This window comes from Mesonia phycicola (genome assembly GCF_900141885.1).
Lineage (GTDB): Bacteria > Bacteroidota > Bacteroidia > Flavobacteriales > Flavobacteriaceae > Mesonia > Mesonia phycicola.
Map to the genome: position 1 here is coordinate 58,341 of NZ_FQYY01000004.1, position 20,395 is coordinate 78,735.

Genomic DNA, 20,395 nt, shown 5'->3' on the forward strand with positions numbered 1-20,395 from the left:
ACTTATTCTTTAATTAATAATTGCTGCTGATTAAAGCCTCGACCATCTTCGATAATTACTAAATAAGTTCCCGATGAAAAGGCAGATAAATCAATTTTTAAATTACCAATAGGTTTTTTTAATTGAAATTCTTTAATCTTCATTCCTGTTAGCGTATATAGCGATACATGCCCATTAATAACCTCTGAGTTACCACTATTAAAATTATAATTTGCATTAACAGAGCTAGTAGTTGGATTTGGAGTCAAAATAAAAGAATAATTACTATCATTTGTTTCTATTGATGAGGTTGGCATCGGTTGAGGTAACATGTCATAATCTATATTAAATAAATCCGTACAGGCCAATTTAGTTCCATTTAAATACACTTGATAAGATAGATCTGAAGAGCCTCCATTAAAACCACTATTAGGAATAAAATCGATTATAAATACCTGAGCTTGCCCAGGTGCTAAGCTGATTGTTGAAGGCACATAAACCCCATCTGTACTATCAAATTCAATATTTACATAAGAAAAAAATGGGTTATTAATCTGAACATTTAATCTATAGAAAAATGTAGATAAGTTTTTTTCTATGTCTATTTGATTAATACCAATTTCTAGATCACAAGGCTGACATCCCTCTTCAGCTGAAATTACATTTAATGAAGATTTTTCGAAATCGCAATTTTCATCAAATATGGTTTGTGATAGATTTAGACTTAATTCTCCAAAATTATTAATGTATTCATCAGTAACTATACCTGAGCCAGAATTAGGAAATCCATCCCAATCCCAAGCATAATAATCAAACTCAGGAATGGGTCCGATTATATACTTATCACTTTGGATCTTCTCACATTTTTCAATACATCCAGTAGGTAATACCCATAAATGTTCTTTTGGTAGTTGCGGAATCTCAATTTCTTTAGTAACACTACAACCATTGCTATTGGTATAAGTTAATCCAACAACACCACTTCGATTGATGATTGTATTTACCCCTCCATCACCGTTACTCCAGCTATAAGTTCCCAATGGATCTGGATTTACGACACTTAAATTTACCTCAAAAGGATCGCATATTACTTGTCCTTGTACTACTATTTCATCTACATCAGGTACATCAAAAACTTCGACCACAAAATCTTTATTCGTTTCGCAAACCTCATTGGTTTCTAATGTAAAGGTAAATACTCCATTATTATCGAATACGCCCTCTACAGCTACTGTTGATGAAGTTGCTGTTTGCCAATTTTCTAATACATTTCCATTTCTTAACCAACGATATTCAATATTTTGATAATTAGGAATATACCCTTCAATTTTAAATTCATCACCTTCACAAAATTGAGAAGGTCCACTAATGAAGATCTCCTGGGCTTTAATAAAATTTAATTTTACCGATTGAGGATTTATATTAGAAGTGCAGCCATTAATATCAATCAATTCTAAACTATAAACACCTGAAATATTTGTCTGAATTGAAGGGTTTGTTTCTCCGTTTATAATATTATTATTACGAAACCATTGATAAGAAGAAATTTGATCTCCAGAACCTTGATTATAGGTAAGAGTCGCTATATCTCCTAAACAATATGGCCCTTCACTACCCGTTATATTTCCATTGAATGAAGCTCTGTTAATATTTATGGTTTTTGAAGACTGAGCATAACAACCTTCTTTATTTTCAGCTTTTAAAATCACTAAAACGTTCTGCCCCTCTGAAAGATTAACTAATAGTTCATCTCGATAATCTACTTCATTATCAAAAGTCCAAGTGTAATCTAAATTAGGGTCAGGATTATTTGGGGTAAGTAACAAAGGTTCTTCTGTACAAATTTCTGATGGTATTGTAAAGTTAGCAGAAGGATCTTCCATATTTATTGTGATAACCTGTGAATTACAAATAGGGTTGTTACCTCTTTTAATCCCTAGCTGAAATGTATGTGTACCACTCGGTAAAGAAGTTGTATATGAATCTTCGTGATTATTAAAAGTTACAGAATTATTATTTACCGTAAAAATTGTTTGATCCGGCTGAAAGTTTGGAATAAAGGGCGAATTATTATAAATGACTAAATCATATCCTCCAAAAAGTGGATTACAAGAAATTTCATAATTTAAATCTACTTGATAATCAACCTGCACCAATTCTTCATCTCGTTTTGTACCACAATTATAATGTGCTCTTCCCGTTATTGAATAGTTTCCTGGTTTGGTTACTTCAAAAGTAGCAGTCGTACCAGAAGTTGATATATAACTCATCCCATCTGCCGGTTGAATATTCCAATTTATATTATTTGGAATTGATGAATAACTAAAATCAACTTCTACCGTGTTGCAATTAGTCCAAGATGTATTATCAATTGAAAAAGTCTCATTACAAGATCCTGATGCTCCACACCCCATTTGATAGATAGTATATGTAGATGATTCTCCACTACAACCGTTCTCTCCAACTGCGGTAACTCGATAACTACCAAATTGGCTAACTGTTAAATTTGGAGACGTAGTATTTTGAACTGTACTTCCATTTCTTTCCCAAATCCAGTGATTTACATTTACTAGCCCACCTTGTTCAATTCCTGTTAATATATAATTTGAAGGTATATCTGCTTCTTCACAGAAAGTAACTTGACTCTCATTACTCGAAATTGCAGCCACTGGTGTCGGAATAATTGTTACTTGTTGATAAACAGTTACATCTTGACAGGACTCTGGCCCTTGGAGGGTTAAGCTTACATTATAATTTACATTAGACTGAAAAACATTATCGAAAGAAAGATTATTAAATACCCATTGAAAAGCTCCTGCTGATGCCGGAGAAGTAAATACTTGACCATCTCCTAAATCTAAAATAGCTTGATCAAAATTACCGACTGGTTGAGTTCCTATATCTGCATTAAAACTAATACTAAATGAATCTCCTGCACACATAACCGGGTCTAAGTCTGTCCAGCTAACAGTAGGCACTTCCAGTTTATTAATTTCAAAACTATCTACCGTAAAAAGTACACCACATTTTTCAATTTGTAATTGTAAAAAACCTACATCAGTGCTTGACTCCTCATGAATATTCAATGCAATTTCTGGAGTATTTTGACCTGAAACGATACTGGCAAAATTAGCAGGAGAAACAGACCAAATATATTTATCTCCTTCTAAGTCATCTACTCTGAAATTTGCCTCTGTACTTGTACAAAAAGTATTAAAAGATAAAGTTGATCCAGAATCAGGATCAAAAGATTCAATTACTGTATCCACGCTTTCAGGTAATATAATATTAGAACTTTGCCAAGCTGACGGACAATATGGGTTGGCACTCATTACATAGCGAACTTCAACTTGATAATCTCCTGAAGGATTCACGTCGAAAATAACAGAGCTTTGTTCATTAGTGGTGCTACCATTAATTTCTCCGTTTATAGCCCTCCATTCTAAAATAAAATCTGAAGTATTAATATTTGGATCAGTATTAGTGAATTCAATATCATAAGCTAATCCCGGACAAACAACTTGCGGGATATCGAATTTGCCCTGTGGTGTTGCAGGTGGACTTTGAATTAAAATTGTAAATGCCTTACCAGAGCATCGATTTGGGCTATCAGCAATTAAAGAATATTCCCCAGCATTAGCTATTGCATAATTAAAAGTTGCACCAATCTGATTGTGTACTTGACTACCATTTTCATCATATAAAATCCAGTTTATACCATTATCCTGCTCTATAGTACTAAACTGTAAATGATCATTTATACAGGCTTGCTTAGGTCCTTCTATTTTGTGTGATTCTTCAAGAACAGTTAAATTAATCAGACCTCTACCAGAACATTTTTTAAGTGTGTTTCTATAAACAGCAGAAAGAACGTATGACCCACTTGGTAAAAAATTTTCAAAATCAACTAATATTTCATTGCGTTGATTACTATAAACTAAAAATTGAGTAAAATCATTACCATTAACATCAGTCAATGTCCACTTAACTTCAGTAGTTGGCCATTTAGGTATACTATATCTATTTTGTTCCTCCAAACATATTACATCGTCTCCTTTAATTCTTATTTCTTCTTGAACAATTGGTACTTTTGCTGTTGCAGGAACTGGACAAGGTGAACATTCATCTGTTAAGTATAACCAACCAAAACCTTCTAATTGAGGGTCCATTTGATCCCATTTAACAGTTACTTGCGGGGCATAAGGATCACCTAAAATTGTACCTCCCACGACATTCCATTTAAAACTATCGCAATCAGAATTTGAAATAGCTTCGTAACTTTCAACATTATTTTCACAGGTTACAGTTGGACAACTAATTTCAGGGGGAATTCCCATATCTTCAACAACAATTTCAGTTTCATAAACATTAAAACAATTACATTCGTTCCATACTTTTAACTCCACTATGTATGATCCTGGATTTGCATATGAATGAACTGGCTCATATTCTGATGAGGTAGTACCATCACCAAAATCCCACTCAAATGCCACAAGTTGTCCCCCAGGATTTGGAATCGATAAATTATTAAAATATACCTCTTGATCTAAACATAAAGAATCGTCTTCTAAATTAGATGTAGAAAAATTAGCTTTAGGACTTTCTAAGGGCTCTACACAAATAGAATTGTGCAAAACAGTTCCATCGGCTAAAGTTAAACTTAAGAAAATTGTTCCAGTGCCATTTATATTATTCCAATCTACTGTAATATTCTGGCCTCCGTTTCCAATTGTAAAATCTCCGCCAGTTACAGACCAATTAACAGAACTAACCAAGTCAACATCTGTGCCTGCAATCCAATAATCGGCTATCATTCCATGACATATTTTTAAGCATTCTGTCATTTCAAGTTCTTCAGTAAGTTCAATTTTGTCATGTTCTCCATCATCATAAACCGCGCATAAAACTTGATTATGCCATCCTAATCTAATATCATAAGATGATTGTGCTGAAGCAGCAAATAAATTCCCAATAAGTAGTAAAAAAAGAACAAAAGCTTTTTTTACTACATTAAATTTAAATTGTTTAACGATCATAATTATTTGGTTAGTTGGTTAATTGGATATTTTATATGATATAAAACTTTAATACATGACACTTCCGCCGCCTCCACCAGATGATGATGATGAATTACAAGACTCTAACGTACTATTAAACTCTATTTCATCACCAGCTTCAATCTTTATGCTTTTTTTACCTGAATGAGAACGCTCATTAGAAATAGAATTTGATATGCCAGGTACATTTTGAAAACCAAAATGAGTTTTCTCTAATGATGCTTCGGTATAATCTTCAAACCCATCAAATCCCATTTCTTGATAACTACTATTGGAAGAAACTGCTGTTGGTAATGTATACTTATAGCCATATTGCGCTGATGAATGACGTCCTAAGGCATCTTTATTTTCTAATTCAGCACCATAAGGGCTATACCTTGTGACTTCACTGGCAAAAGTCCATCGATCTTGACTATTACTATTTATTACCCAGTTTTGGTTATTGTCTAATGTATAAAATGGACTGAACTCATTAAAAAAACCTTGATTTCTTACTCCTAAACCATCACCTTCATTTCTACCCGTTAAATAAGCATAGGATTTTACCGCGCGATAGTCCCCCTTTATATTGTTAACATATGGATTAAGACATATGCTTTCGGGTAAATAAATTTCATTTCCTTTTTCATCTAAAGTATAATGTAATTGAGGAATATTACCTTCGCAAGGAGAGGGCCAAAAATCTTTATACTCTATAGCAGAGGCATTAATAATTCTAGGATTGATAAGCGCTGATAAATTCATTAAAAAATCGCTTTGATCGATTTGATCGTCATTAATAGGGTTTTTCATTAATGTTATAGATGCCATCGAACTTTTTTGTAAATTTCTATAGCCTGATCTGCTAATTTTAAAAATTATATTAGTTCCTTCATCAATAATCTCACCTTCTCTATCCATTAACCTAATTCCAGTACCTTGGTTATTAAAGCCAATAACCCAAGCTTTATTCTCTTTAAGTTTTGGAGGGAAAATATGGCTATAATACTTTAGATTCAATTCATCTCCTTCTGTAAAGAATTCACGTAAGTCAGTATTATCAGATAAATGATAATAACCACCTTGATTAATTAATGTGCTACTTATACCTAGGTTTTTTGTAGCAAAACCCATTTGAGGGTAAGACCAATATGAAGGAAAATTTAAATTATAATATTGATCATTATATTCATTAGATGTTTCTGTCAAGACCACATCCCCAGTTTTAGAATCCCAAGCTAAATTCTTAGTTGAAACACTTGACCCTAAATCATAAGCAATCTTCTCTTTTAAAATTCCCGTTCTATGTATTACTTTAGTAGTTGTAGCTGTATGTAAAATTGTTTTGTGTGTGGAAGATTGCGGAACAGATGTTGGTATTACCCATACAAATGGAGGTAATGGAACTGGAATAGCTACTACGTTTGTCTGATTACCGGACATATTTGAATAAGTATAATTTTCAAAAAAGTCATTGATTACATCATAATGCATTCCTACTTCTGCAGTAGTGATTATTTCTCCATTTTCTTTAACAACAGGGACTCGGTTGTTAAGGCTACCATCATCGTTAACGTTATATTTATATTCTACTCCTGAGATGTATTCTCCTAATTCGGAATAAACAGATTGTCTTTTCTCTTTACCATTCATATCGTTAGTCTGTACAGAAAAACCTTGCGAAAGTGTTAATTCAGTATTAACTTTTACATTAAGTCCTAATATTCCACCTAAACCTTGGTTAAGCATATTATTATCATTTGAATAAAAATTATTAGGACCATCAAGCGTTGTATAATCTACCTTCGTAGGAAAATCTTTAGAGGTATAAAACTCTTGTACAATTTTTCCTGTTGCGTGTTTATTGACACTTAAGGTTTGATTACCATCTTGTCTTTCGCGAGATAAATTTTTCACTTCAACTTTGGAATAGGTTACTTGAGCTGAAGGAAAATAAGATTCTCCAAAAGGCTTCTCTGTATAATTAACTTCTCTGGGTGCAACTAAGTTTTCATCTTTGCTGTAAAAAGGTTCAACAAAAGGGTTTTCCTTACTAGCATTAGGCTCATAAGTTGCTACACCTGAAGAAGTACCATCATCAAGTTTATAGGAATACTCTTGACCGTAGAACTGTTTATAAATATCTTGAGTTGAACCCATCATTGCATCCCAATTATCATGCATTTCAATTTTACGAATTCGACTTCCTCCTCCGAGTTTAGTTCCTGAGGGGTTTAATAATCTAATCCAAGATTTTTCAGGAATATAACGTCTCGCAATAAGTTTTTGGTTTCTTAGTTTTGCATTAGGCCCTCTAATAATTTCATCTATAGCACCAAAATCTGATTTCAATTGATTGATAATATCCTTTATAGATGCTGCACTCGAATACTGAGGGAGACCATAAACTTTTTTAGGTAAATACTTTTGACCGAAATACCAACCAGCTTTCGAAATTGGATTCACGTTTTTTTGTCCATTTACTCCACCCTCCATATCTGAAAATTGCATCGGAATTGCTCCATAAAACTTTCCGTTAGAGCTAAATGTATTTAATGATTCATTCTTGTCAATTTTAAAATATCCTTCAACATAATCATAATCATTAGATTGATTTCCCTGACCTGTGGATTTTGACATATTTAACAAAAATCGGAAAAAAATAGGCTTATCGTAATGCTCTGCTAAATATTTCTGTTGAAATAATTCTGTTGAAATTAAATTATCCTCCTGTAATTCAACAATTAAATATTTTGCATCTTCAGAATAGCTCCCATTTTTATATAAAGTTGTATTTCCTATATCACTTCCACTAGGAATATTAGACTCTTTTGTAACACCAGCAATTTTAAACATTTGCATCGCTTTACGATCTTGAACGTATTGATAATCATCTGATTCGTAAGTTAAATCAATTTTACCTCCAGAAGGCAAATCGATAGAAGTTAAAGACCAAGCTGTTACATATTGATCTTGCAAATCAGTATCTAATTGCTGTACATAAGGAAATTCTTGAGGAGACAACGGATTATTAAATACATTATAATTGATAGCATTATTTGGTTTATAATTACCCCAAATATCGTAAGCCTTTAAAGAATAATCTGGATTCATATTATCTTCTGTATAATGAAACTTATAAGGCGTATATGCCCCCATGTGAGAATCTCTATAAGTGAAGTAAAGTTTTTTTAAGGTTAATTTACCTGTGATCGTATCGCCATTTTCTATTAAACTCGGGTCGATTTGCACACCCAATGTATTGACATTATTTGGTAATTTTCTACATAATGAATAATCATATTCAAAGTGGGCTACTTTTATTGCATTTTTAATGAGAATATTTTCATCAATATTTTCTGGGTTTTGATTATCGACATCTTCAACTAATTTTTGATACTCTGGTTTGCTAAATAAAAAAATCTTATCAATTTTTTTCATATATTTATTACCATCAGCTTCTATAGCATCATTTCTATTTAATAACTTAAAATAAGCAACGTGAGTTTTTGTTTCAATGGTATGAATATATTTAAGCTCTTTAGTACCAGAAACAATAGAACCTTTTTGATCTTTTGTATTTGAATATAAACCTTGATTAAATGATGCCTTTCCAATTTGATAAGGAACTCTCCAGTTATAACTAGATTCATGTATTTCATAATTAAACTTAGTATAACTTCCCAAATCATCATCCGTCATCCCATCTCCTGTTAAATCTTCATAATCAGAAGATAAAACCCCCGTCAACAAATAGGTATGAGCATAACCTGGAGTAGTAATACTATTAAAATAATTATCAACACCCGATACATTTTTTATAGAGTTTTCTTGAGAAATACTATCAACATCAACAGTACCATCTAAATTGGGTTCTCCATCTACTGCAAAAGTATTTTCTTGCTTAATATTATTATATACGGTTTCTCCATAAATATATTTAGCTCCATCAGTTTTAAGGATTTCATAACCTGCAATATGATGCGGTTTAGCTTCCTGAGATGTACTCGAATAAACAAAAGGATTTAATTCTACTTCACTATGATAAACAGGTTTTATTGCTGTATTTCTTATTTCCCGATGCTCTCGCTGAATAGGCGAATTGATCGATTCTTGAGCATAACTATGATTTCCTGTACTAGAAATGGTATTTGATTGTTTTACTTCGTATTTATTCTCGGCATATTTCCCGGGCCCATTGGAGTTACCACCAATCCCTATTCTGATTGGTTGGTCTCCTCCTAATTTATCTTCCAACATTTCAGAAGCCTCTAAATCAACTGTATATTCTCCGATAGTTTTATAATAGACTGGTTCATAATCAATATTATAATTTGTATTTTCCTTAAAATAATTTGACACTGGAGTATTCCATTTTCCAGTTCTTGAAAAACCGTCAGCCAAAGTAAAATCTAGCCCAACATGCCAACCCGTTCCTCCTTCACCTTCCCCTCCAAAACTATCATCATTACTTTTATCTTGAACAGATTGACTAAAAACCTCACCTACTTGACTACGAAACGGTCTAAACATTCCACCTATTCCTTGTCCTTGTATTTGATAAATGTCATAAGTATAGTTTGTAATAGGCAAATTGAGAGTATTTTTACTAATTACATTTTCTTTTTCTTTATTAAAATCTAGTATATCGTTTTTGGAAGCTAAATGCGTATTATTAAACCCATAAGAATTTGAAGTATTGGTTTTTGAATCTAATTTCTGCGTAATTCCAAATCCCGTCACACCAATTTCTGCATCAACTCCCCAAGCATCTAACCCAAGAGATATTGCAAACGAAAGATTTGAATTATTAAACGCTAATCTCTTAGAAGGTGTAAAAGTATTATTCAAAAATGAGATAGAGCCACTTGTACCTTCGCTAAAACCTCTACTTCTTTTATAATTTTTATTTCTCATACTATAACCCGCAGACATATTGAAAGATGTTAATCCTTGACGAGAATTGTACCCAACTCCAACACTCGATGTAAAACCTCTGTTTACCTCGCTATTTACTTCCTTACGTTTTGACCTCAAACTCAATGAAGGGCTCGCTGAAGCACCACTAGCCGCTGAAGAACTTAAATTTAGACCAGCACTAACATGTTCATTAAAATCATAAGAAATACCATAAGATGGTTGAAACCCTAATCCTGTATAATTATTATGCTGAACAGTAATACCAGCATTTACACCCAACCCCATACCTTTATTTACACCGAGTCCCTCATCCCCTAAGCCCCAAAATTGCGGATTGATATTAAAAGTCAAACCTACCGTACGATTGTCCTTAATATTATTTCGATAAATTAAATCATCCCCTTTAAAATCATCAGGAATACCTCTAACACTTCTTGTAATTTGCCCTACATTCAAATTCCAGCCCAACCCAACCCAAGACGCTTCTTGATCCATTCCTACTCCAGAATTATAGGCCAAATTCAATGGGTACCCCCCTACATCCATGATTGGAATATTATATTTGAAATCACCCGAACTTAAATCAACCATTTCAGAAGTACCAATTGGAGTAAAAGAATTAAACTCTGGCTGATCAGGACCTCCGGTTAACGCATATAAATTAGCAGGTTGAATTACAGAAATTAAAATCTGCAGGGCCAGATAAGATGCTAAAATTTTAGAAAATTTGCTTTTGCGTATTGATTTTATCATATTAATACATTTTAACAGGAATTTCTCCGAATTTAAATTTAAACAAACCATTTTTATATAACTGATCATCATATAACAGTTGTATATAATCATCATGTACATTATCAAAATATAATAATAATCGTATTTTTGGATCTACCTCAAAATGTCGTTCGAAATGGACACCTTTACAATTTATAGTATCTCCTTGTGATGTTAAAACTTGAAAATCTTTTTTAATTCCTGAGGATATATATTGAACACCCTCAGAGCCTTTTAAAAGTTTTTTATTTAAACGATTATACTCCTTTTCTCCTTCAAATGTAATCTCAAATTCAATCACTCTTTCATCTGACATCATAATAAGTAGAGAATCCATCGTTACAGTATTTATCTCAACTCTATTTTTCAGTAAATAATACTCTATAGGAACTTCTACTGCCTTATAGGCAATTTCGTTAGAGTAATGTTTAATATTTCGAGACTTCCATCCCCCTCCCCTATGCTTAAAGTATGTATTTAGATCATCCTGCTGACTAGAATTTGATTGACAAGAGAAAATAATAATTGCGATAAAAAAAAGTAGGTATTTATAATACATACATGTTATTTTTATAATACTAAAAATCAAAATAAAAACTCCTTCGTATATAGAATTTATCTAATTACCGAAAAGAGATAAAACACTATCGTAATTAAAAAATAAATTTTTGGGGAAAGATTATAAATAATTACGAGACTAATTTAGTTAAATTAACAAAAAAAACAAACTTTTAATATAAATTAATATAAGGTATTTATTTCTTTACAAAATTTTTAGACTCAATACCATTAAATAAAACGACTGTATCTTTAAAAATTTTAATAACAGATATTCCTAATTTTGAATCTTTATCTTTTATTTTATTTACTGTTCCGTTGATTTTCAATAGTACTAGCGGTTGTAAAGATTTTTCACTTTTCAAGAATCCCAAATATTCTATATCGGGCCAAATTTTACTATACTTATTGTGATTTATCTTCTTCTCATAGATGTTTGTATTTTTGTTCGTTACTTTTTTTGAGATTTTAAATTGTTCATTTTTAACATAATTCAAAAAAGGATCCCTACTAAATATAGGTGCTGAAAAAGTATCTCTATTGATATAATAATGCTCTGAGAAAACTTTTTTCTTTTCAAAAATTTCATTAGAAAAAGATTTTTGGAACGGAAAAACAAATTTATAGATAACAAAGAACCAAATAATTGCTAAAATAAAAATCAAGATAAAATTTAATTTCCTTTTATTCATTAATTATAATTTTTCCATCTTGATTGAAGCTACCTATATTGCCTGCTAAATCTTCACCTCGAATTCTCCAATAAAAACTTCCTGAATTTTCAAATTCATAGTTTGTATTGTTTGTATTTATTTGATCTGAAAAAATAATATTTTGAAAAATTTCATCATTAGCTATCTCAAATAAAGTTAATACTGGTGCAATTTGATTATACTCTGTAGGATATGTCCATTGGAATTGTACATCTTCCATTATATCAAATTGATCTTCATATTCAGGAATATTAGTAACAGGTATTTGTGGATTCTGTGTATCAATAAAAAAATCTCTATAAAAAAAAACAGTTTCACTTTGAGTGTTTAAAGCCTTTACCTTCCAGCGATAATGAGAATCCTGAGAAATCACTTCATCATCTAGGGTTAATACATTATCTAACATTTGATTTTCTAAGTGAATAGTTATATTCCCTGAAGTTGTAATTGCTTGTAATTCAAAATTATAAAAATCACTATTATCCAAATGTTGCCAATTAAATAAAACTTCATTATTATTAAGGTATATTTGGTCTGAAGGACTCATAAGTAAGACAGTTTGATTCGTTAAATCATCAGAGGCAACTAAGGTAAATGATTCAGGTAGGCTATAAATACTTGTATAAGCAGAATTCTGCCCTCTAATTCTCCAACGATAACTCCCTGGATTTAACACCTCACTATGATTAATAGTCTGAACTACGGTATCTCTAATAATTGACAAATTATTATTTTCAAAAATTTGAATTTTATATTCGTCTGCTCCTTTAAGTTCACCCCAATTAAACTGAATAGTATTTCCTTGAATAGTATCACCTTCTTTAGGGCTCAATGAAATAACTTGTTCATCTTGAATATCGTCTTCTAGGATATCCTCACAAGATATAAAAACAAATGCTAATATCACAATTAAATGAACATGGTTATTTTTTCTCATAATTCTGGAATATAATTTCATTATATAAAATTTTATTTTTTTTCACATAATCTTCTTTGGTATATAATTTAACAGATGCTATCCGAGCTTTATCAAATTTTTTTTCAATATCATAAATCGTTTTAAAGAGTTCATCAAATTTTCCTTCTAAAGTAATTTGATTTGAATAAATGGCATAGTATCTATTAGTAGCTACGTGTGTACTTTTAATGTTTGATAAGGTTACATTAGATTTATTATCTGAAATAAATGATAAAATATCATTTTGAACTATATCAGGCTTTTTCAAATTTTTCCCAATAATATTATCTAAATTTCTAGTTTGAATTTTTAAATGTTCTAATTCAGTTTTTGTATTAGAAGAGTCATTAATCTGTTCTAAATAATTGGCGTATGTTACATAAGACTTAAATGCTTTTTTTACTGAACGGTTATATATAAAAATACTAAAGCATATTGATAAAATTATCAATGCTATAAATTTTTTTTTATTCGAGTAATTTTCTAAAAAGCTCATAAGTACAATTTTATCGAAAAAATATAATTTTCATTAATATACAGGTACTGCTGTATTTCTGTTTTTTTTAACCAATTTAATCTTGATAATTTTTCAATCCATTCATTTACCCCTTGTTTAGAATTTGACGAACCTTCAGCTATAATAAGGTTTGAATCAATTTGAATTATTTCATTATTTTCTATTCTATCTATTATCGGAAATACCTCCAATTCATCTAATATTATATTTTCGGGCACTGTTTGAACTATTTCCGATATATAAAAACTAATAAATTTTTCAGAACCTAAGCTAGAATTCTTTATAATTTCTTCTTTATAAAGAATGTCTGAATTTAAATCATGAATTTGTTTTGAAATATTATTTTTTTGATAAACATAATCTTGATATTCTAGACTTTTGGAATTGAAATGAGACGTTAATATATAGCTTAACAATAATGTTGTAAATGCAATTACTATTGCAGCAAAACCAACAATTTTAAAAGCTTTATTGTATAAAAACTCTAAAAAATACTTGTCAGTAATATCCTTATAATTCACTGTAAAAGCAGGATTGAAATGTTGAATAATTCCAGCAAAGGGTAATATCGAATTCAGGCTTATTATTTCACCATCTATTTGAAATTTATCATTTGAAGGTGTGTTTTCTTCATAGCTAGTTATTTCAGTAGTATTTAAGTTATAATTGAAATATGGGGTTTTAATAATACTTTTATTATACAAATATTCATTATAAACACTTAAACTATATGGACCCAATATAATTTCAATAATACTATCTCCAAATTTCCCTAATTTTTCAATACACTTATTCAATACGTTTTGCCGTACTACCGAAACTAAAAAGTGTTTATCTTGTGACAATTCAAATATGTAAAAATCATCGGGGTTTTTATTAAATAAAATTGTTTGTAAATAATTTGGTGAATGTTCAATTTTTTTACTTAAAACTTTGGTTCCCGTCAACATAAAAATTATCGGGTAATTTTTATTTATATTTTCCTTTAAAGTATTTAAATTGTTATATATGTTCTCATCAATAATAGTTAATTGACTTTGAGATTTTTTGACCGTAATTACACTATAAACTTCAACATCACTGTTTATATGAATATGTAAAACATAATAATTTCTTAACAAATATTTACTGAAAATTTTCGTTAGCATATTCATTCTAATTAATAAATTATAGTAGGTCTAATAAATACGTGGAGTTTTGATTTTGACTTACTCTTACCCCGACTACTAAAGAACCATTTAATAATTGGTATTCGAGCTAAAAAAGGTGTACCTGTACCTGTATCTTGTTTTTCAAGTTCATCTAATCCGCCCAATAGAATCATCTCGTTATTTCTCACACGAACTAAGGATTGAAATTGTTGTGTAGCTCTATCTGGCGGTGCATTTTCACCTGACCTACCTGTAAACGCACTTTTTTCAACCCTAATGTTTAATGTTACTTGCTCATCTTTGGAAACATTTGGCTTTATCATCACACTCAAATTTGCCTCGGTTGGTTTCCATTGTCCAGATTGCAAAATATTATCAGTTATTCCTGTATTTATTAATCTATTGGTTTGTTCGAAATAATAACTTGTTTGACCTATAGAAACGGTTGCTTCATGACCATTCAATGTGGCTATCTTTGGAGTTGATTGGAGATTGATAATTGAGTTATTTTCCATTGCAGAAAGATTAGCATAAAAGTTTTGTGTAACTTTACCTAAATTAAAAATACCAAAACCATTAAAACTATTGATCAAATTATTTATCGAACTTGAATTTAAAGTCACATCTGTGGTAGGAAAAATATTCCCTTCAGTAGCAATAGTTTGCCCTTGCTCACCAAGAATAGCTCTTAGTCCAGTTTGAACATCATGCGATTTCTCGTATTGAACAATTAATACTTCAATTTGAATTAAAGGTACAACCTGATCAATTTCTCTAATATAATTTTTTAACTCTATGATTTTTGGCAAAGATCCTGAAGCGATAAGTCCATTTAATTCTATTACCTCCTTAATTTCAACTCCTTCTAAAAGTTTCTGAGGAAGAGTCGATAAAACCGATTCTAAAGTTCTATTTTGTAATTGAATAAGTTCAGTTTCTCTTAGACCTTCTGTATTATGCTCTCCTATAACATATAATCCATTTATATTTTTATACGTAAAGTTTTTACCTTTGAATAAATGAATTAATAAATCGTCAAAAGAAATTTGATTTGCGGAAAAAGTAGTTTGTTCTTTTTTAGGCTCATCATACATAAAATAACTCATATTTAATAAGCTTGCAGCTTGCATGATAATATTACTCAAATTAGCTTCATAAGCTTTAATATTCAAGTAGCCTTTCTCAGTAAGGGTTACATCAAGTAATCCTGTTTGTTCGTTAATATTATTTTGATAATTCCCGTTTAAATTTTGAGTGGAAGTTTTTTCATTTATAATATCTCTTTTCTCTAAGTAATAGAAATTATTTTCGTCTTTAGAAACTTTTAAGTTATTTGATTTCGCCATCATTTCTAATACTTGATCAAATGGTCTATTCAGAATATACGCTGAAACCTCTAAATTTTTAATATTTGGAGATAAAACAATATTTTTATCCGATACTTCCGTAATTCTTTCGGCGACTAGAGATAAAGAATCTTTTCTAAGTTTTAAAGACAAAAAATCATTACTATCGTTATAATTAACATCTATAACAGGAGAAGGTTTTTTAACCTCAATGACTTTATCTTTTTTATTAAAAACGATAATCCCATTAATAAATTTAACTTCTAAGTTGTATTTCTCTATTAAAAATAAAAAAACATCCTTAACCTGTAAATCATAAAAATTATTATTAATAAGTTGATTCAACTTATTATCAACACTTATATTTAATCGATGTTCATCTGCGATTGAAGCTATAAAATCATAAAGAGTAAGCCCAGAAATATCGATTCTAACTTTTTCATTTAACCCCTCATTCATGAAAGATAGTTCTTCAAACTTATCTTCAATTTTTTTTTGATCCTGAGCTAATGTCAGCTTGCAAAAACTAAGTAATAAGATTGTGAAAATTGTAGTTTTAATCATTGATTAATTATTATCTTGGATTAAAATAGAATAAACCTCATCTATTGAAGTAACTCCCTTAGTTATTAACGAAATGGCTTTAGTTTTTAAGTTTGATTTATTATAATCTGGTAATTTATCACCATTATTTATTTTAGATACAACTTCACTATTTACTGAAAATAACTCATATATCGCAACTCTCCCCTTATATCCAGTATGAAAACAAGTATCACAACCTTTTGAAATATAATGAAATTTTAATTCTTTAAAATCATCTTTAAATTGACCTTCTAAAGGTACACATACTTTACACTTTTCGCAAAGTTTCCTAATCAATCTCTGCGCTGCTGAGATCAATAAAGTTTCTGCAATTAAAAAGGATGGCACCCCCATATCCATTAATCTCGAAACAGTACCTATTGCTGAATTTGTATGAATGGTTGAAAGAACTAAATGACCGGTCAAACTTGCTCTAATAGCCATTTGAGCAGTTTTTTCGTCACGAATTTCTCCCACCATAATAATATCAGGATCTTGCCTTAAAAAAGTTTTAAGGGCGCTAGAAAAAGTTAAACCAATGTCTTCGTTAAGTTGAACTTGATTTATTCCTTCTAATGTATACTCAATAGGATCTTCAATTGTTAAAATATTTGTATTCAACTTATTCAACATCTTTAGTGTAGCATACAAAGTAGTAGTCTTACCAGAACCTGTAGGCCCACTAATCAAAATTATTCCTCTAGATGAGTTAACTCCCTCTAAATAAGTATCATATTCACGCTTTTCCATTCCTAAATCTTGAATCGATAAATTAGAAGTATCCTTTCCCAATATACGCATAACAACCTTTTCGCCATATAACGTGGGTAGAATTGATACTCTCAAATCAAAATCATCATAATGTATACGGCCGTCCTGAGGTAAACGCTTTTCTGTAATATTAAGTCTAGATTTTATTTTAATTTTATTTATTAATTCAAGATAATTTTCTTTCTCAACCTTATACCTTTCAATTAACTTACCATCAATTCGAAACCTAATTCTTGAATTATTTTTAAATGATTCAAAATGAATATCACTACTATCTAATGATTTAGCTTCTAGAATTAAATTTTCTAAGAAATCAGTATTAAGCGAAAAACTAGTATCTCTTTTCTCATTATTATTTGACCTATAATATTTAGATAAAGTTTTATTAATTATCTCATCGGATACAGGATTAAATTTTACAGAACAGCCTAAGATTAATTCTAATTCCTCAATATAATGATTATCTTTCTTACTATTAGCAATATATAGAGTTAATATATTGTCAATTTTACTTTCTGGAATTATTTTATAATGAAATGCTAGTTTACCCGAAATTAACTGTTGATGTTCTGTAGATAAGTCTATTTCTTTGATTAAATTCATTATTAATAAAAATTAAATAAATTGTAAGTAAAAAGGTTTCTCAAAAAAATTAGTATGATTAAAGCTATGGATAACAACCCAGCAAGTGGAATCATTTTTTTTTCAATATAATTTTTAAAAAATAAAGCAAAAATTATCGAGAATAACAGTCCACTTATAAAATAAATAATATAGTCTTTAAGAGTAAAAAAAGGTGTTATTGAAAAGAAGAACAATATATCTCCTAAACCTATATGTTTATCCAAAGGGTTTATTATTTTCTTTGACTTAATTATTAAATAAAACCACAGAAAAAATAAGATAACACTTATAAATAATGCGGGTCTTAAAAAATTAAAAAAACTTATATCATTAAGAATATTTCTCAATAAACCTACAATAAATATAAAAAGTAAGACTAATATATGAATCAATCGATATTTAAAATCCTGATATACAATAATTCCTAGAAGGATGATAATAATTAAATCTATGATTAAAATCATTAAGTTCAATCTTTCTCCCTTTCTTTTAATTTTTTATCTTCATCAATTTCCCATACATTAAAAATACCATCACCATCAAAATCTGAAAGAGATGTAGCTATTGCTTTAAAGGAATTTGTAGAAGCACTTTCAATTTCAATTTCATATACAGCTTGTCCACCATCTTCAATTGTAGTTGCCTGAACAAAACCTATATCATCAAAATTATTGCTATATTTTGAGTATTTATAAAAATAACTTTTTTCTAAAGCATATATTTGATTTAACATACTTTGAGCCTCAATAGATTTTGCTTGTCCGATAACAGAGGTTTGATTAGGTAAGACCATTAATATTAATATCCCTATAATGCAAAGGACTATTAGTATTTCGGTCATGGAATACCCCGGCACGTAAAGAGGTTGATTTTTAATTTTGGATTGAACTTTCTTCATAATTTTAAATTTAGTTTTATTTTAATTACCAATTACTTTACTCAAGTCAAACATTGGAGCGTACATTGAAATCATAATTAAACCTACAATACAACCTATAAATAAAATTAATACTGGCTCAATTATTTTTCCAACCAATGTTGTTTTATGTGTCACCTCCTCATTGAAATTCAAAGCAAGTCTTACAAACATACTATCTAACTGATTTACTTCTTCAGCTATTTTAATCATAGAAATAACGTTACTGTCAAAAATTGAAAATTTCTTTATAGCTTCACCAAAAGTATTTCCTTTCTCTATTTGTGATTTAACATCTTTCAAAGCTATTTCTAATGGGTAATAATTAATCATTTTTATAACTAATTCAAGTGATTCTATTATTGAAGTCTTTGAAGTTAATAATAATGACATTGACTGACAGAACCTCGCCATGTAAATTTCTTTAATAAGTTTACCTAAAAAAGGAATCTTCAGTACAATTTGTGAACTGATTTTTCGAAAAATTATATTGTTCTTTATAACAGTATAAAGTAAATATATACTTAAAACACTTGATAGAAAAATAAAAAGTAAAAAATTAAAATTTTCTGATAAGTGAATTATAAATTTAGTCAACTCAGGTAATTCTTGATTAAATTGATTAAAAACGGTTTCGAATAATGGTACAACATAAGTAAGCATAAAATATAATGTCCCTAGAGTCAATAATAATATAAATGCTGGATAGGCTAACAAAGAAATTATTTGCTTTTTTAACTTAACTCTTTTCTCCACATAAATATGTAATTCATCTAGAATTTTTTCAAGCATATGCGTTTCTTCTCCAATTTTTATACTATAGATCTCATAATCTGAAAATTCATTTGTATAATTTAATGCTTGATAAAATGGTTTTCCTTTAATTATATTATTTAAAATATTATCGTAAAGGCTTTCATTACTATTTTTTTTTTGCTGATTTTTAATTATTGATAACGATTCCTTCAGGTCTATACCAGCATTTAATAAGATTGATAGATCTTTATATAAGGTCATCTTCTTTCTATCATTAATTTTTTTCTTGAAAAAAATTTTCTGTGAATGTGTTTTATTTTTTCTAAAAACAGATTCTTTTCTATTGATATGTTTTAAATGAACTCCCATTAAAGATTATTCATTAGTATAGTTGCATAATATTTTTTTTGAAAAAACAACTTCACTTCTTCATCCTCAAACTCAGATACAATCTCAATTCGATCAATTATTCTTGTTGTTTTGACAGAATCATTTAAAAATTTCCATTCAACCTGTTTTACATTTAACGAATCTATGTGGTTATTACTATTTCTATAAAAATAATCTCCTTTTTGATAATATAAAATGGACTTATTGTCGTAAGAAATTATTTTTACTTGACTACTATTTGCCTTATAAATATATTGAGATGTCAAAAAATCATCATTAAGTAAATACCTAAAATTATTTACCTGCATACTATATTTCTCAGTTTTCATAAAATTTTCTAACGAATAAGACAAATAACCATAGAATAGATATATAAATGAAACTACAATAGTCATTAATAC

At 29.6% G+C, this 20,395-nt stretch carries 12 protein-coding genes; all 12 read right to left on the reverse strand.

Going from position 1 to position 20,395, the window contains the following annotated elements; genetic code table 11:
- Positions 1-2: 2 nt before the first annotated feature.
- Positions 3-5,015, reverse strand: a complete 5,013-nt coding sequence (locus BUC03_RS06540) for a PKD domain-containing protein (protein WP_073149513.1) — start codon at positions 5,013-5,015, stop codon at positions 3-5.
- A gap of 48 nt (positions 5,016-5,063) precedes the next feature.
- A complete protein-coding gene (locus tag BUC03_RS06545) occupies positions 5,064-10,688 on the reverse strand; it encodes a hypothetical protein (RefSeq protein ID WP_073149515.1) in 5,625 nt (1,874 codons plus the stop codon).
- 1 nt (position 10,689) lies between these two features.
- Positions 10,690-11,268, reverse strand: coding sequence for a hypothetical protein (locus tag BUC03_RS06550; protein WP_073149517.1), 579 nt, complete (start codon positions 11,266-11,268; stop codon positions 10,690-10,692).
- Between the two features lie 196 nt (positions 11,269-11,464).
- Entirely contained in the window at positions 11,465-11,959 is a 495-nt protein-coding gene (locus BUC03_RS06555; protein WP_073149519.1) for a hypothetical protein, read from the reverse strand.
- Complete coding sequence (locus tag BUC03_RS06560) at positions 11,952-12,812, reverse strand: hypothetical protein (RefSeq protein ID WP_143159150.1); 861 nt, start codon at positions 12,810-12,812, stop codon at positions 11,952-11,954. The genes BUC03_RS06555 and BUC03_RS06560 overlap by 8 nt, the downstream gene beginning before the upstream one ends.
- A 91-nt stretch (positions 12,813-12,903) precedes the next feature.
- Positions 12,904-13,434 carry a hypothetical protein gene (locus BUC03_RS06565; RefSeq protein WP_073149523.1) on the reverse strand — a complete coding sequence of 177 codons (531 nt, stop codon included), beginning with the start codon at positions 13,432-13,434 and terminating at the stop codon, positions 12,904-12,906.
- The gene (locus BUC03_RS06570; RefSeq protein ID WP_143159151.1) at positions 13,431-14,603 is read right to left on the reverse strand and encodes a hypothetical protein; all 1,173 of its coding nucleotides are present in this window, start codon (positions 14,601-14,603) and stop codon (positions 13,431-13,433) included. The genes BUC03_RS06565 and BUC03_RS06570 overlap by 4 nt, the downstream gene beginning before the upstream one ends.
- Positions 14,604-14,614: 11 nt before the next feature.
- Positions 14,615-16,516, reverse strand: coding sequence for a type II secretion system protein GspD (locus BUC03_RS06575; RefSeq protein ID WP_073149527.1), 1,902 nt, complete (start codon positions 16,514-16,516; stop codon positions 14,615-14,617).
- Between the two features lie 3 nt (positions 16,517-16,519).
- A complete protein-coding gene (locus BUC03_RS06580) occupies positions 16,520-17,911 on the reverse strand; it encodes a GspE/PulE family protein (protein WP_073149529.1) in 1,392 nt (463 codons plus the stop codon).
- Positions 17,912-18,401: 490 nt separating this feature from the next.
- Entirely contained in the window at positions 18,402-18,830 is a 429-nt protein-coding gene (locus BUC03_RS06590) for a type IV pilin protein (protein ID WP_143159152.1), read from the reverse strand.
- 21 nt (positions 18,831-18,851) lie between these two features.
- Entirely contained in the window at positions 18,852-19,973 is a 1,122-nt protein-coding gene (locus tag BUC03_RS06595; protein ID WP_073149533.1) for a type II secretion system F family protein, read from the reverse strand.
- The gene (locus BUC03_RS06600; RefSeq protein ID WP_143159153.1) at positions 19,973-20,323 is read right to left on the reverse strand and encodes a hypothetical protein; all 351 of its coding nucleotides are present in this window, start codon (positions 20,321-20,323) and stop codon (positions 19,973-19,975) included. Before BUC03_RS06600 ends, BUC03_RS06595 begins: the two co-directional genes overlap by 1 nt.
- Between the last annotated feature and the right edge of the window lie 72 nt (positions 20,324-20,395).

What these genes read in the sequence shown, in the direction of transcription:
- BUC03_RS06600 (WP_143159153.1), bottom strand. Translation starts at nt 20,323, where the DNA reads ATGAAAACTGAGAAATATAGTATGCAGGTAAATAATTTTAGGTATTTA.
- BUC03_RS06555 (WP_073149519.1), bottom strand. Translation starts at nt 11,959, where the DNA reads ATGAATAAAAGGAAATTAAATTTTATCTTGATTTTTATTTTAGCAATT.
- BUC03_RS06550 (WP_073149517.1), bottom strand. Translation starts at nt 11,268, where the DNA reads ATGTATTATAAATACCTACTTTTTTTTATCGCAATTATTATTTTCTCT.
- BUC03_RS06595 (WP_073149533.1), bottom strand. Translation starts at nt 19,973, where the DNA reads ATGGGAGTTCATTTAAAACATATCAATAGAAAAGAATCTGTTTTTAGA.
- BUC03_RS06565 (WP_073149523.1), bottom strand. Translation starts at nt 13,434, where the DNA reads ATGAGCTTTTTAGAAAATTACTCGAATAAAAAAAAATTTATAGCATTG.
- BUC03_RS06545 (WP_073149515.1), bottom strand. Translation starts at nt 10,688, where the DNA reads ATGATAAAATCAATACGCAAAAGCAAATTTTCTAAAATTTTAGCATCT.
- BUC03_RS06580 (WP_073149529.1), bottom strand. Translation starts at nt 17,911, where the DNA reads ATGAATTTAATCAAAGAAATAGACTTATCTACAGAACATCAACAGTTA.
- BUC03_RS06590 (WP_143159152.1), bottom strand. Translation starts at nt 18,830, where the DNA reads ATGAAGAAAGTTCAATCCAAAATTAAAAATCAACCTCTTTACGTGCCG.
- BUC03_RS06570 (WP_143159151.1), bottom strand. Translation starts at nt 14,603, where the DNA reads ATGCTAACGAAAATTTTCAGTAAATATTTGTTAAGAAATTATTATGTT.
- BUC03_RS06575 (WP_073149527.1), bottom strand. Translation starts at nt 16,516, where the DNA reads ATGATTAAAACTACAATTTTCACAATCTTATTACTTAGTTTTTGCAAG.
- BUC03_RS06540 (WP_073149513.1), bottom strand. Translation starts at nt 5,015, where the DNA reads ATGATCGTTAAACAATTTAAATTTAATGTAGTAAAAAAAGCTTTTGTT.